The organism is Gillisia sp. Hel1_33_143 (genome assembly GCF_900104765.1).
In the GTDB taxonomy this organism is placed as follows: Bacteria; Bacteroidota; Bacteroidia; order Flavobacteriales; family Flavobacteriaceae; genus Gillisia.
Genome location: NZ_LT629737.1, coordinates 1,498,732 through 1,511,939, shown reverse-complemented (window position 1 = coordinate 1,511,939; position 13,208 = coordinate 1,498,732). Strand labels below are relative to the sequence as shown.

Below are 13,208 nucleotides of genomic sequence, written 5' to 3'. Positions count from 1 at the left end.
ACAATGAAGCTTTTTTTATATAGATATTTATAATAATTATCTCTTTTCTATATCTTGAAAATCACGTAAGCTTTCTCCAATATAAACTTGTCTTGGTCTACCAATTGGTTCTTTCCCTAAACGCATTTCTCTCCATTGTGCGATCCATCCTGGAAGACGTCCTACTGCAAACATTACTGTAAACATCTCTGTTGGAATCCCCATAGCACGGTAAATAATTCCTGAATAGAAATCTACGTTTGGATATAATTTTCTTTCTACAAAATATGGATCTTCTAAAGCCGCTTTCTCCAAACTCTTAGCGATATCCAAAATTGGATCGTCTACTCCTAAAGCTTCTAAAACCTCATCGGCAGCTTTTTTAATGATCTTGGCGCGTGGATCAAAGTTTTTGTAAACTCTATGCCCAAAGCCCATTAATCTAAATGGATCATCTTTATCTTTAGCCTTATCTAAGAATTTTGAAGTATCTCCACCATCAGCTTTGATCTCTTCCAACATTTCTATTACAGCTTGGTTAGCTCCACCATGAAGTGGTCCCCAAAGTGCAGAAACTCCTGCTGATATTGAAGCAAATAATCCTGCATGAGAAGAACCAACTATTCTTACAGTAGATGTTGAACAGTTTTGCTCATGATCTGCATGAAGAATTAATAATTTATCTAAAGCATCTACTACCGTTTGATCTAATTTATAATCTTCACCAGATTTAGCGAACATCATTTTAAGCAAACTTTCTACATACCCAAGATTGTTATCTCTATTATCCATAGACATATCATTTCTCTTACGCAATGTCCATGCTGCAAGTGTTGGGAATTTAGCCAACAACTTAACGATTGCCTTATACATATCTTCTTCAGAATCTACATTTACAGATTTTGGGTTGAAGGCGATAAGAGCACTAGTTAAAGAAGACAACATCCCCATTGGGTGAGCAGAAGGTGGAAAACCGTTTATTACAGTTTTCATATCATGATTTACCTCGCTCTGATCTTTGATATCAGCTTTAAATTTATCTAACTCTTGCTTGCTTGGAAGTTCTCCAAAGATCAACAAGAAAACAACCTCTAGAAAATCTGCTTTTTCAGCAAGTTCTTCTATAGAATATCCTCGATATCTTAAAATTCCTTTTTCACCATCAAGAAAAGTAATGGCACTTTCACAACTTCCAGTATTTTTAAAACCAGGATCAAGAGTAATCACTCCCGCATCCCCTCTTAAACTCTTAATATCAATGGCAACTTCATTTTCAGTTCCAATGGTTATAGGGAACTCATATTTCTTCCCATCGATCTCTAGCGTAGCAACTTTTGACATATAATTATAACTTTTTCTGATTAATTTTTCGGATAGCTAAAATACAAAAATAGTGTCTAAAAGACACGTAATACCCATCGTAATTTACCATATCACTAATAACTTTAGCAATATTTTTGGAAAAATGAAGATAAAAAAATCCCCATCAGGTATTGATGAGGATTTAATATATAAATAACGCGTTCTAATTAAATCTTAAAAGCTTTCATCTGCGGAAAATAAGCTACACTTCCTAGTTCTTCTTCTATTCGTAAAAGTTGATTGTACTTGGCCATTCTATCACTTCTTGAAGCAGAACCTGTTTTAATTTGTCCTGTGTTTAAAGCTACCGCAAGATCTGCTATTGTATTATCTTCCGTTTCTCCAGATCTATGAGAGATCACACTTGTATACCCTGCATTTTTAGCCATGTTTACAGCCGCAATGGTTTCGGTAAGTGTTCCTATCTGATTTACTTTAATAAGAATTGAATTCGCAATTCCTTCATTTATACCTCTAGAAAGTCTTTCTACATTAGTTACAAAAAGATCGTCTCCTACTAATTGAACTTTATCTCCAATTTTATCTGTAAGATATTTCCATCCTTCCCAGTCATTTTCATCCATTCCATCTTCAATAGAGATGATTGGATATTTAGAAGCAAGTTCTGCTAAATAATCTGCTTGTTCTTCGCTGCTTCTTGTTACTCCACCTTCACCTTCAAATTTCTTATAATCGTATTTACCATTCTCATAGAATTCTGCTGCAGCACAATCTAAAGCTATCATTACTTCATCTCCTCCTTTATACCCTGCTTTCTTAATTGCTAATAAAATAGTTTCTAATGCATCCTCAGTACCATCTAAGGTTGGAGCAAATCCACCTTCATCACCAACAGCAGTACTTAAACCTCTGTCATGTAACACTTTCTTAAGATTATGGAAGATCTCAGTTCCCATTTGCAAAGCATGAGAGAAAGTTTTTGCTTTCACAGGCATGATCATAAATTCTTGAAATGCGATTGGAGCATCACTATGAGAACCACCGTTAATGATATTCATCATAGGTACTGGAAGTGTATTTGCACTTACTCCTCCAATATATCTATATAATGGCATATTTAACTCATTCGCTGCCGCTTTAGCAACCGCAAGAGAAACTCCTAAAATAGCGTTGGCTCCAAGCTTCGCTTTATTTGGGGTACCATCTAGTTCGATCATTGCCTGATCTATCAAATTCTGATCAAAAACAGAGTAACCTAACAATTCTTCAGCAAGAACAGAATTAACATTATCTACAGCCTTAGAAACTCCTTTCCCCATGAATTCCTTTCCACCGTCTCTTAACTCTACAGCTTCATGCTCTCCTGTAGAAGCTCCAGAAGGTACTGCTGCTCTACCTAAAATTCCGTTTTCTGTAATTACATCTACTTCTACAGTAGGGTTCCCTCTTGAATCAAATATCTGACGTGCGTGAATATTGATAATTATACTCATAATATTATATTTTGTTTTTATATAGTAATCAGATGACAAGATACAAATTGAAGCTCAATTTTTTAAGAATTCAGAAAGTTTTAGAAGGAATTTTCACTACATCGTTTTAGTAAATAAGCCTATAGAAATAGGATTAATACTGTAGATATTTACAAAAATGAATATGTGAATATGAGCGAAGCAGTGCCATACGATGACACAAAATCTAAATTATAGGTGCCATCAACAAACCTAGAACCATTTAGGTCTCGAGAAGAATTGTAACGAAATTCCACCGCTAGTTTGTTGAACAAAGTAGCTCCAGCACCTACTCCAAAACTCGATCCCGATTTAAATTCATCTAAAAACGGATCTTCGTTCATAAATGTATTTGCAAAGGCAACCTCTGTATTTACAGGAAGATCTGCACTTACAACGGCGTTTACAAATAACTTAGTTGTAGAACTTAAGAAGAAATAATGTCTAACTCCAATAGCTAATTCTACAGACCTACTGTTTATTGAAAAATCTGATTCATAACTTTTGGTAAGATGTTTTTCTGCCTTAAAACTTCTATAGACTGGTTGCGCAAAAACAGCCCATTTATTTTTATTAAAAGGTAAAACGTATTCTATTTCTGCACCAACCCGAATAGAGATTTCATTAGCTAAAGAAATACCTGTAGCATTAAGACCATTTTCGATATCCATATTAGTAAAATCTGCTCCTACCAATGCTTTTATATTTAATTTGCCCGATGAATTATTCTTGCCATAATTAGAGATAGCGGCATCACTACATTTATTGTAATCTATAAAATAATTTTCAAGATCACTTTTGTTATAAGAAATTTTCTTATAATCTGCTACATCTCTATTGCTGCAATTTAGCATCACAAACAGTTGTTGCTGAAAGTAATTATTGATTGCTATCTTCCCAGAGATCAAATATCTTTTGTAGATGAGTTGTTCCGGAATATTATTATCTTCTCTGAAGAAATAACGAAGCACACCATTCTTTCTATATAGAAAAAGATCCGCCTGCCCGTCTATCAAATAGCTTAGTAACACAACTCGTGTGGTAAATTCTGGACTTCGATTTTCAGTTAACTCTCTTACCAGATTGCGTGAAAGATCTACTTGAACCTTAGCCTTTAAAAACCTTGAATTTGCAACTCCAAATTCTAATATATTATCTATTGTTTTGAATTCAGGTTCTGAGTTTTCATTGATCTTGAAGTTGAAACTTTCTGGATTATCATTCCAGTCCTGATTTTCTATGTAACCCGAAATTCTATTTCCTGAAACATCTATATAATAACCCTTCTCAAATTGAACTTGAGCATAACATGTTGATATTAAAAAAAATGTAATAATTGAAATTAAATTGATTTTCATGAAGAATATTTATTTGATAGCTATTATATAGATAGAGATGAAATTTAGTATGGAAACTTAACAATCAGCGCAATTTGTAATTCTTATAATAAAAATTTCGTCTATTTACGCTCAGGGTTTTCTTTCCCCAACTTAAACCCAAGCTGAAAGGATATTTGAGAGGCCAAATAGGCATTATCAACATTATTAAAACCTAAACCTAATCCTAGAGTCAAATTCAACTTGAAATTTCCGCTGTAAACCCGTTGCAATCCCCATGCCGGCCCAACAAAACCACTATAATCATTATTTAATTGCATATCTCCTAAAATAGGATCACCACTAGCAATAAGTCCTACAGCAGCAAGATAATTCCCACTGTTCTCTGATGTCTTTTTACCTTTCTCCATTCTTTTATCAAGATTGTAATAATATCTATATTGAGTTTCGAATTGAGGATAAATGCCATATTCAGGATTATCTAGGTAAGAAGCATCGTGATAGCCAAATCCCATCCCTAATACTGCATCTACAGTGGTATTCTTAGTTACGGCAATTTCATATTCTAAAGAAGGAATTAAAAAATTTAAAGAGAATTGATTTTGAGTTGAATTTTGAGAATAAGATAGTACCCCCATTAATAGGCATAGTGTAGTAAAAAATTGTTTCATTAAATTAGTTTTTGATTGATGGTTATCCGCAAATCTAATTTTTAATTACAATATCTTTACATAATTAACGCTTAAAATGAATATAAATAAGAAAACCCGAGGCTTAAACCCCGAGTTTTACATAATATTAATTACAAATTTTATTTTGTCGCTTTAATTCTGTCTATAAATTCGTCAAAAAGATAACTGGCATCGTGCGGCCCAGGGCTCGCCTCGGGGTGATATTGTACAGAAAAACAATTTTTATTGGTCATTTCTAATCCTCCAATAGTATCGTCATTTAAACAAATATGAGTGATGCTAATTTCGGGATTTGCTTCAGCCTCTTTTCTGTCTACTGCAAAACCATGATTTTGAGATGTGATTTCCCCTTTCCCGGTTTTAAGATTTTTTACAGGATGATTAATACCTCTATGCCCATGGTGCATTTTATATGTTGATATATCATTGGCAATTGCAATGACCTGATGACCAAGACATATTCCAAATAAAGGGTGATTATTCTCTATAATAGTTTTGGTAAGAGCTATAGCATCTGATAATGGTTTAGGATCTCCCGGGCCATTAGACAGAAAGTAACCATCTGGTTTCCATTTGCTTAAATCTTCATAAGTAGCATTATATGGGAACACCTTTATATATGCATCTCTATCAGCAAGATTTCTTAAAATATTCTTTTTGATACCTATATCTAGCGCTGCTATTTTATAGGTGGCATTTTCATTACCAAAATAATAGGGCTCCTTCGTAGAAACTTTAGAAGCTAATTCGAGACCATTCATATCTGGAACTTTTTCCAGTTGAGCCTTAAGCCCCTCTATGTTGTCTACGTCTGTAGAAATAATTGCATTCATAGCTCCATTCTCACGGATATAAGTAACCAATGCTCTGGTATCAACATCCGAAATTGCAAATAGATTACTATCGTTTAAAAATGATTCTAAAGAAGCTTCTGCCCTAGGTCTTGAATAGTTGTAACTAAAATTCTTACAGATCAAACCTGATATTTTTGCTTTATCAGATTCATTTTCTTCCCTTATAGTACCATAATTACCAATATGAGCATTGGTTGTCACCATTAATTGCCCAAAATAAGATGGATCTGTAAAGATCTCCTGATAACCGGTCATTCCCGTATTGAAACAAACTTCACCTACGGCACTTCCATCCTTATCTCCTACAGATTTACCATGAAAAATGGTCCCGTCTGCTAATAAGATAATCGCTTTTTTTCTAGATTGGTATTTCATGTCTTAGTTTACAAAGTTGCGGCAAATTTAAACATCTTTACAATATCACTTGTAGAGTTGTTAAATAATAATTTACCATGATAGATATTAAAGATTTTTTAATAAGGATAATTTGACGAGGATTTCTCTACAAAGCAAAAAAAAAGGATAAACCTAAATGGCTTATCCTTTTTATTAAATTGATTTAAAAGAATCATTACTACTCTTCTTTTTTATCGTCTTTTTTCTCTGTGCTTTTGCTTTCTGCTTTAGCAGGAGCTGCAGCCGCATCAGCATCTTTTTTCTTACCTGCTCTACGAGTAGATTTTTTCTTCTCTGGCTTAGTAAGATTATAAACTTCATTGTAATCTACAAATTCGATCATTGCCATATCAGCATTATCTCCTAAACGATTACCTAGTTTTATAATTCTTGTATAACCTCCTGGACGGTCTCCAATCTTAGGTGCTACATCACGAAACAATTCTGCAACGAATTCTTTTTGACGAAGTTTAGCAAAAACTAATCTTCTATTGTGTGTAGTGTCTTCTTTAGATTTGGTAACCAAAGGCTCAACAAACTGCTTTAAAGCTTTAGCTTTAGCAACAGTAGTGTTAATACGCTTGTGCTCAATTAGGGAACAAGCCATGTTTGCTAACATAGACTTACGGTGCGCCGTTTTTCTTCCTAAGTGATTTATTTTCTTTCCGTGTCTCATTACTATTCTCTTTTAGACCTATTATCCAGAAACTGGAAACTAGTCTTTATCCAATTTATATTTTGATAGATCCATACCAAAGTTTAAACCTTTATTATTCACAAGCTCTTCAAGCTCGGTTAAAGATTTCTTACCGAAGTTACGGAACTTCATTAAGTCATTTTTATTGTAAGATACTAAATCTCCCAAGGTATCAACTTCAGCTGCCTTTAAACAGTTAAGTGCTCTAACAGAAAGATCCATATCTACCAATTTGGTTTTAAGCAACTGTCTCATATGAAGGGATTCTTCATCATAAGTTTCAGTTTGCGCAATTTCATCAGCCTCTAGAGTTATACGCTCATCAGAGAACAACATAAAGTGGTGTATCAAGGTTTTAGCTGCCTCAGTTAAGGCATCCTTAGGATGAATAGAACCATCACTGCTGATCTCAAATACCAATTTCTCATAATCGGTTTTTTGTTCAACACGGTAATTCTCTATACTATACTTTACATTTTTTATTGGTGTATATACCGAATCTGTAAAGATAGTTCCTAAAGGAGCATTGGCTTTTTTGTTCTCTTCTGCAGGAACATAACCTCTTCCTTTTTCCACAGTAAGCTCCATATTGAAACTTACTTTTTTATCTAAATTACAAATAACTAAATCTGGATTTAGAATTTGAAAACCTGAGATAAATTTCTGGAAATGACCAGCAGTAAGCTGTTCTTGACCGGAAACAGAAATTGTAACGGCTTCATTGTCTATTTCATCAATTTGCCTTTTAAACCTTACTTGTTTCAGGTTCAATATAATTTCTGTTACATCTTCTACCACGCCAGGGATTGTAGAGAATTCATGATCAACACCTTCAATGCGAACTGAAGTTATTGCAAATCCTTCTAATGATGATAACAGTACTCTTCTTAAAGCGTTACCAACAGTCAATCCATATCCTGGTTCCAAAGGGCGAAATTCAAATTTCCCTTCGAAATCGGTTGAATCAATCATTATAACTTTATCGGGCTTCTGAAAATTTAGTATTGCCATATTACGACTTCTGTGAATTATTATTTCGAATATAATTCGACGATGAATTGTTCATTTATATTTTCTGGAATTTGAACTCTTCCAGGAACGGAAACATAAGTTCCCAATTTAGTATCATTGTTCCAAGTGATCCACTCGTAAGTAGCACTTGAATTAGAAAGTGAACTTTGAATTGCATCCAAAGATTTTGATTTTTCTCTTACCCCTACAACATCTCCAGGCTTTAACTGGTAAGAAGGAATATTCATCACTTCACCGTTTACAGTAATGTGTCTGTGAGAAACCAATTGTCTCGCACCAGGTCTTGATGGAGAAATTCCCATTCTGTAAACAACATTATCCAAACGAGACTCACATAATTGTAAAAGTACTTCACCGGTAATACCTTGTGAACGTGTAGCTTTTTCAAACATGTTTCTGAATTGACGCTCTAATACACCATAAGTATATTTAGCCTTTTGCTTCTCCATTAATTGGATTGCATATTCAGATTTTTTCCCTCTTCTACGGTTATTACCGTGTTGTCCCGGAGGATAGTTTCTTTTTTCGAAAGACTTATCGTCTCCGAATATAGCCTCGCCAAATTTACGTGCTATCTTAGTCTTTGGACCAGTATATCTTGCCATTGAAAATTGTTTTTAAAAAAAAAAGCGATTATGAATTAAGGTCACTGTCCTTCGATAATCTATAGTGCTTTCTTTGTTTATACTTAATAATTAAACTCTACGTCTTTTTGGAGGTCTACATCCGTTGTGCGGTAATGGAGTAACATCAATAATTTCTGTTACTTCAATTCCTGCATTGTGAATAGAACGGATTGCAGATTCTCTACCATTTCCTGGTCCTTTAACAAACACCTTAACTTTACGCAAACCAGCTTCATGAGCTACTTTAGAACAATCTTCTGCAGCTAATTGTGCAGCGTAAGGAGTATTCTTCTTAGACCCTCTAAAGCCCATTTTACCGGCAGAAGACCAAGAGATTAAATCTCCTTTTTTGTTGGTTAAAGAAATAATGATATTGTTAAAAGAAGCAGTAACATGCGCTTCTCCATTAGACTCAACGATTACTTTACGTTTCTTTTGAGCTGCTTTTTGAGTTTTTGCCATCTTACTTATTATTTAGTTGCTTTCTTCTTATTAGCAACTGTTTTTCTTCTACCTTTTCTGGTACGTGAATTGTTCTTGGTACGTTGACCTCTTAATGGAAGTCCTGATCTATGACGAACACCACGGTAACATCCTATATCCATAAGACGTTTAATGCTCATTTGTACTTCTGAACGTAGTTCACCTTCAATTTTATAAGTTCCCACAGCTTCACGAATTCTTCCGATTTCATCATCGGACCAATCTGAAACTTTGGTGCTCTCATCTACCTTGGCTTCTTTCAAGATCTCTTGAGATCTGCTTTTGCCAATTCCGAAGATATAGGTTAACGCTATAACTCCTCGCTTTTGTTTTGGTATATCAACCCCTGCAATTCTTGCCATAATTAGCCTTGTCTTTGTTTAAATCTAGGATTCTTTTTGTTAATAACGTAAAGTCTGCCTTTTCTTCGCACAATCTTGCACTCGGCACTCCTTTTTTTAACTGATGCTCTAACTTTCATCTCTATAGGTTTATGTATTTCCTAATCGTAATTAATAAAACCGCGATTAAGCATTTTACTATCACAAATTTTTCAGACTGCAAAAGTATTAAAAATTTTGCAATTACCTGAATTTGTTTTTAGTATCTGTATGTTATTCGAGCCTTAGATAAATCATAAGGGCTCATTTCCAATTTTACTTTATCTCCTGGTAACAATTTAATGTAATGCATACGCATCTTTCCAGAGATATGAGCTGTCACAACGTGACCGTTTTCAAGTTCTACTCGAAACATTGCATTAGACAACGCTTCGATTATAGTACCATCTTGTTCTATTGCTGATTGTTTTGCCATAGTTACGCTACTGCTTTTCTATTTTTACCTGTTTTCATCAAGCCATCATAATGCCTATTAAGCAAATATGAGTTTACCTGTTGCATAGTATCAATCGCAACCCCCACTAAAATTAATAGTGAAGTACCTCCAAAGAACAATGCCCAACTTTGCTGCACACCCAACAATTGCATTACGATAGCAGGGAACACTGCAATCAATGCTAGGAAAACTGACCCTGGAAGGGTAATTTGAGACATTACTCTATCAAGAAATTCTGCAGTTTCTCCTCCTGGACGAATCCCTGGAATAAAACCACCACTTCTCTTAAGATCATCTGCCATTTTATTAGTTGGAACTGTTATAGCCGTATAGAAGTATGTAAATACAATGATTAACAAAGCAAATACAAGGTTATACCAGAACCCGAAGATATTACTGAAAGCAGCTGCGATCCCCTGAGAGGTTTCCCCATCAGATAAACCTGCAACGGCTGCCGGAATAAACATAATTGCCTGAGCAAAGATGATAGGCATTACCCCAGATGCGTTTAATTTAAGAGGAATATACTGTCTTGATCCAAATACATTCTTCTCATACCCACCAGTTGCACTTCTTCTTGCATATTGTACTGGAATCTGTCTTACTGCCATTACTAGCATGATAGACGCAAAGATAATAGCAAACCAAATCACCAATTCTATTAAGATCATTATCAAACCACCGTTAGATTCAAATACGCGAGATGCGAATTCTTGAACGAAAGCCAAAGGCAAACGAGCGATGATACCAACCATAATTAATAATGAGATTCCGTTACCAATTCCTTTATCTGTAATACGCTCCCCAAGCCACATCGCGAAGATGGTACCTGTTGTAAGTATAATTACTGAAGAAACTATGAAGGTAATGTTATCCCCTAATAAGAATGCACTTTGAGGTAATGTAGCAAAAAGGTTATAGATATAACCAGGACCTTGAACCAAGGTAATTGCAATAGTTAACCATCTTGTAATTTGATTAATTCTTCTTCTTCCACTCTCTCCTTCTTTTTGAAGCTTTTGCAGGTAAGGAACCGCAATTCCCATTAACTGCACTACGATAGAAGCAGAAATATAAGGCATGATCCCTAATGCGAATACGGAAGCATTTGAAAATGCTCCTCCTGTAAAGGCATTAAGAAGACCCAAAAGTCCACTATCGGTTTGACTGGCAAGATTCGATAACTGTGCAGCATCGATCCCAGGTAATACAACCTGGGCTCCAAACCTGTAAACTAACAATAGACCTAGGGTAACTAAAATTCTATTTTTTAGTTCCTCGATTTTCCAGATATTCTTAATAGTATTGATAAATTTCATAGTTTATCTATTATAAAGTAACTACTTCACCTCCGGCAGCTTCTATAGCATCCTTTGCTGAGGCAGTAAATTTATGAACAGATATTTTCAACTTTGCTTTTAATTCTCCTCTACCTAATATCTTAACTTGCTCGTTTTTTCTAACAAGACCGTTTTCTACCAAAACATTCATATCAACAGAATCTGTTACGTTTCCATTATCTACAAGTGTTTGTAAGGTATCTAAGTTGATCCCTTGGTATACTTTACGATTTCTGTTTGTAAAACCAAACTTCGGTACACGTCTTTGAAGTGGCATTTGCCCACCTTCAAAACCAATCTTCTTTGAGTAACCAGAGCGAGATTTTGCACCTTTGTGACCACGAGTGGCAGTACCACCTTTACCGGATCCTTCTCCACGTCCTACACGCTTGCTGTTACTTTGAACTGAACCTTCTGCAGGTTTTAAGTTACTTAAATCCATGTGATTTATTATTTTGTTTCTTCAAAAGAAACTAAGTGTGAAACTTTATTTACCATACCAAGGATATTTGGTGTGTTTTCGTGCTCTACAGTTTGGTTTAGTTTTCTAAGACCAAGTGCTTCCAAAGTACGTTTTTGGTTTGCTGTACGTTTGATCGCACTTTTAACCTGTGTTACTTTTATCTTTCCCATTTTATCCTTGAATTAACCTTTAAATACTTTATCTAATGTAACTCCGCGTTGCTTAGCTACAGTTTGAGCACTTCTTAATTGCAATAATGCATCAAAAGTGGCTTTAACTACGTTATGAGGGTTAGAAGAACCTTGATTCTTAGAAAGTACATCATGTACTCCTACAGATTCTAATACGGCACGAATTGCTCCACCTGCTATAACTCCAGTACCGGTAGCTGCTGGTATAAGCAAAATTCTTGCTCCTCCGTATTTACCTTTTTGCTCATGAGGTATCGTTCCTTTATTCAAAGGAATTCTCACTAAGTTTTTCTTTGCGTCTTCCACGGCTTTAGCAATAGCATCGGCAACCTCTTTAGATTTACCTAAACCTTGACCAACAACTCCGTTTTCATCACCTACTACTACAATAGCAGAAAAACCAAATGCTCTACCACCCTTAGTAACTTTTGTAACACGTTGTACTCCCACCAAACGATCTTTCAATTCAAGACCGGCTGGCTTTACAAGTTCTACATTTTTATAATCTTGATACATATCTTATTAGAATTTTAGTCCGCCTTCACGGGCACCATCTGCCAATGATTTAACTCTTCCGTGATATAAATAACCACCTCTATCAAAAGAAATAGTTTCTATTCCGGCTTTTAGCGCTCTTTCAGCAAGGCTTTTTCCGACTAAAGTAGCTTTGTCGATTTTATTGCCTTCTGCTGATGACACGTCTTTATCTCTAGAAGAAGCTGCAACCAAAGTTTTTCCTTCCACATCGTCAACTATCTGAGCATAAATTTCTTTATTACTTCTAAATACTGCCAATCTTGGACGACTTTGGGTACCCGTAATGTCCTTACGAATCCTCTTCTTAATCTTATTTCTTCTATCTTGTTTTGAAAATGCCATATCTAAACTCTTATTAAGCTGATTTACCTGCTTTTCTTCTTAATTGTTCTCCTACAAACTTAATTCCTTTTCCTTTGTAAGGCTCTGGAGCTCTGAAGGAACGAATTTTAGATGCTATCTGGCCTACCAATTGCTTATCATGTGAAGTTAATTTCACGATTGGGTTTTTACCCTTATCTGAAACTGTTTCCACAGTAACCTCTGGAGCCACTTCAAATACAATATTGTGAGAGAATCCAATTGCTAAATCCAATTTATTTCCCTGGTTAGATGCACGATAACCTACACCTACCAATTCCAATTGCTTACTAAAGCCATTTGAAACTCCTTCAATCATATTATTTACCAACGCACGGTATAAACCGTGTTTTGATTTCTGGTCTTTCTTGTCAGAGAAACGCTCGAATGTAATAACTCCATCTTCGATCTTGATCTCGATATCGCTAAATTCTTGTTTTAACTCTCCTAATTTTCCTTTAACCGTCACTATCCCGTCCTTTACGTCTACTGTAACGCCATCTGGAATTGTGATTGGGCTTTTACCTATTCTTGACATTTCTTAAGTCTT

Annotated in this window: 18 protein-coding genes; all 18 read right to left on the bottom strand. The window is 35.1% G+C overall.

All coding sequences use genetic code 11. The annotated features are described in order from the left end of the window. Positions 1-36 precede the first annotated feature (36 nt). Positions 37-1,320, bottom strand: a complete 1,284-nt coding sequence (locus tag BLT84_RS06840; protein ID WP_034889339.1) for a citrate synthase — start codon at positions 1,318-1,320, stop codon at positions 37-39. 188 nt (positions 1,321-1,508) lie between these two features. Then, on the bottom strand, positions 1,509-2,795 hold the full coding sequence (gene eno / locus BLT84_RS06835) for a phosphopyruvate hydratase (protein ID WP_034889338.1): 1,287 nt from the start codon (positions 2,793-2,795) through the stop codon (positions 1,509-1,511). 149 nt (positions 2,796-2,944) lie between these two features. Then, positions 2,945-4,171, bottom strand: coding sequence for a hypothetical protein (locus tag BLT84_RS06830; protein ID WP_091263748.1), 1,227 nt, complete (start codon positions 4,169-4,171; stop codon positions 2,945-2,947). A 101-nt stretch (positions 4,172-4,272) separates the two neighbouring features. Next, entirely contained in the window at positions 4,273-4,821 is a 549-nt protein-coding gene (locus BLT84_RS06825; RefSeq protein WP_156100670.1) for a hypothetical protein, read from the bottom strand. A gap of 140 nt (positions 4,822-4,961) precedes the next feature. Continuing rightward, positions 4,962-6,071, bottom strand: coding sequence for a glutamine-hydrolyzing carbamoyl-phosphate synthase small subunit (gene carA, locus BLT84_RS06820; RefSeq protein WP_091263745.1), 1,110 nt, complete (start codon positions 6,069-6,071; stop codon positions 4,962-4,964). A gap of 199 nt (positions 6,072-6,270) precedes the next feature. After that, positions 6,271-6,768 carry a 50S ribosomal protein L17 gene (gene rplQ / locus BLT84_RS06815; protein ID WP_034889330.1) on the bottom strand — a complete coding sequence of 166 codons (498 nt, stop codon included), beginning with the start codon at positions 6,766-6,768 and terminating at the stop codon, positions 6,271-6,273. Between the two features lie 39 nt (positions 6,769-6,807). Continuing rightward, positions 6,808-7,800 carry a DNA-directed RNA polymerase subunit alpha gene (locus BLT84_RS06810; RefSeq protein ID WP_034889328.1) on the bottom strand — a complete coding sequence of 331 codons (993 nt, stop codon included), beginning with the start codon at positions 7,798-7,800 and terminating at the stop codon, positions 6,808-6,810. A gap of 20 nt (positions 7,801-7,820) precedes the next feature. Continuing rightward, positions 7,821-8,426 carry a 30S ribosomal protein S4 gene (gene rpsD / locus BLT84_RS06805; RefSeq protein ID WP_034889325.1) on the bottom strand — a complete coding sequence of 202 codons (606 nt, stop codon included), beginning with the start codon at positions 8,424-8,426 and terminating at the stop codon, positions 7,821-7,823. 90 nt (positions 8,427-8,516) lie between these two features. Further along, positions 8,517-8,909 carry a 30S ribosomal protein S11 gene (gene rpsK / locus BLT84_RS06800; RefSeq protein ID WP_034889323.1) on the bottom strand — a complete coding sequence of 131 codons (393 nt, stop codon included), beginning with the start codon at positions 8,907-8,909 and terminating at the stop codon, positions 8,517-8,519. Positions 8,910-8,917: 8 nt separating this feature from the next. Beyond that, positions 8,918-9,292, bottom strand: coding sequence for a 30S ribosomal protein S13 (gene rpsM, locus BLT84_RS06795; RefSeq protein WP_034889321.1), 375 nt, complete (start codon positions 9,290-9,292; stop codon positions 8,918-8,920). A gap of 2 nt (positions 9,293-9,294) precedes the next feature. Further along, complete coding sequence (gene ykgO, locus BLT84_RS06790; protein ID WP_073370549.1) at positions 9,295-9,411, bottom strand: type B 50S ribosomal protein L36; 117 nt, start codon at positions 9,409-9,411, stop codon at positions 9,295-9,297. A 119-nt stretch (positions 9,412-9,530) separates the two neighbouring features. Then, positions 9,531-9,746 carry a translation initiation factor IF-1 gene (infA, locus tag BLT84_RS06785; RefSeq protein WP_006988529.1) on the bottom strand — a complete coding sequence of 72 codons (216 nt, stop codon included), beginning with the start codon at positions 9,744-9,746 and terminating at the stop codon, positions 9,531-9,533. 2 nt (positions 9,747-9,748) lie between these two features. Next, positions 9,749-11,086 carry a preprotein translocase subunit SecY gene (secY, locus tag BLT84_RS06780; protein WP_034889319.1) on the bottom strand — a complete coding sequence of 446 codons (1,338 nt, stop codon included), beginning with the start codon at positions 11,084-11,086 and terminating at the stop codon, positions 9,749-9,751. A 10-nt stretch (positions 11,087-11,096) separates the two neighbouring features. Further along, positions 11,097-11,549, bottom strand: a complete 453-nt coding sequence (gene rplO, locus BLT84_RS06775) for a 50S ribosomal protein L15 (protein ID WP_034889317.1) — start codon at positions 11,547-11,549, stop codon at positions 11,097-11,099. Positions 11,550-11,557: 8 nt separating this feature from the next. Further along, a complete protein-coding gene (rpmD, locus tag BLT84_RS06770; protein WP_034889315.1) occupies positions 11,558-11,740 on the bottom strand; it encodes a 50S ribosomal protein L30 in 183 nt (60 codons plus the stop codon). Between the two features lie 12 nt (positions 11,741-11,752). Beyond that, positions 11,753-12,277, bottom strand: a complete 525-nt coding sequence (gene rpsE / locus BLT84_RS06765) for a 30S ribosomal protein S5 (RefSeq protein WP_034889313.1) — start codon at positions 12,275-12,277, stop codon at positions 11,753-11,755. A gap of 6 nt (positions 12,278-12,283) precedes the next feature. Beyond that, positions 12,284-12,640, bottom strand: a complete 357-nt coding sequence (gene rplR / locus BLT84_RS06760; protein WP_034889311.1) for a 50S ribosomal protein L18 — start codon at positions 12,638-12,640, stop codon at positions 12,284-12,286. A 13-nt stretch (positions 12,641-12,653) separates the two neighbouring features. Next, a complete protein-coding gene (rplF, locus tag BLT84_RS06755; protein ID WP_034889309.1) occupies positions 12,654-13,196 on the bottom strand; it encodes a 50S ribosomal protein L6 in 543 nt (180 codons plus the stop codon). Between the last annotated feature and the right edge of the window lie 12 nt (positions 13,197-13,208).

Bases quoted from the DNA above. Each gene is read 5' to 3' on its own strand.
- BLT84_RS06840 (WP_034889339.1), bottom strand. From the start codon at position 1,320: ATGTCAAAAGTTGCTACGCTAGAGATCGATGGGAAGAAATATGAGTTC.
- eno (WP_034889338.1), bottom strand. From the start codon at position 2,795: ATGAGTATAATTATCAATATTCACGCACGTCAGATATTTGATTCAAGA.
- BLT84_RS06830 (WP_091263748.1), bottom strand. From the start codon at position 4,171: ATGAAAATCAATTTAATTTCAATTATTACATTTTTTTTAATATCAACA.
- BLT84_RS06825 (WP_156100670.1), bottom strand. From the start codon at position 4,821: ATGAAACAATTTTTTACTACACTATGCCTATTAATGGGGGTACTATCT.
- carA (WP_091263745.1), bottom strand. From the start codon at position 6,071: ATGAAATACCAATCTAGAAAAAAAGCGATTATCTTATTAGCAGACGGG.
- rplQ (WP_034889330.1), bottom strand. From the start codon at position 6,768: ATGAGACACGGAAAGAAAATAAATCACTTAGGAAGAAAAACGGCGCAC.
- BLT84_RS06810 (WP_034889328.1), bottom strand. From the start codon at position 7,800: ATGGCAATACTAAATTTTCAGAAGCCCGATAAAGTTATAATGATTGAT.
- rpsD (WP_034889325.1), bottom strand. From the start codon at position 8,426: ATGGCAAGATATACTGGTCCAAAGACTAAGATAGCACGTAAATTTGGC.
- rpsK (WP_034889323.1), bottom strand. From the start codon at position 8,909: ATGGCAAAAACTCAAAAAGCAGCTCAAAAGAAACGTAAAGTAATCGTT.
- rpsM (WP_034889321.1), bottom strand. From the start codon at position 9,292: ATGGCAAGAATTGCAGGGGTTGATATACCAAAACAAAAGCGAGGAGTT.
- ykgO (WP_073370549.1), bottom strand. From the start codon at position 9,411: ATGAAAGTTAGAGCATCAGTTAAAAAAAGGAGTGCCGAGTGCAAGATT.
- infA (WP_006988529.1), bottom strand. From the start codon at position 9,746: ATGGCAAAACAATCAGCAATAGAACAAGATGGTACTATAATCGAAGCG.
- secY (WP_034889319.1), bottom strand. From the start codon at position 11,086: ATGAAATTTATCAATACTATTAAGAATATCTGGAAAATCGAGGAACTA.
- rplO (WP_034889317.1), bottom strand. From the start codon at position 11,549: ATGGATTTAAGTAACTTAAAACCTGCAGAAGGTTCAGTTCAAAGTAAC.
- rpmD (WP_034889315.1), bottom strand. From the start codon at position 11,740: ATGGGAAAGATAAAAGTAACACAGGTTAAAAGTGCGATCAAACGTACA.
- rpsE (WP_034889313.1), bottom strand. From the start codon at position 12,277: ATGTATCAAGATTATAAAAATGTAGAACTTGTAAAGCCAGCCGGTCTT.
- rplR (WP_034889311.1), bottom strand. From the start codon at position 12,640: ATGGCATTTTCAAAACAAGATAGAAGAAATAAGATTAAGAAGAGGATT.
- rplF (WP_034889309.1), bottom strand. From the start codon at position 13,196: ATGTCAAGAATAGGTAAAAGCCCAATCACAATTCCAGATGGCGTTACA.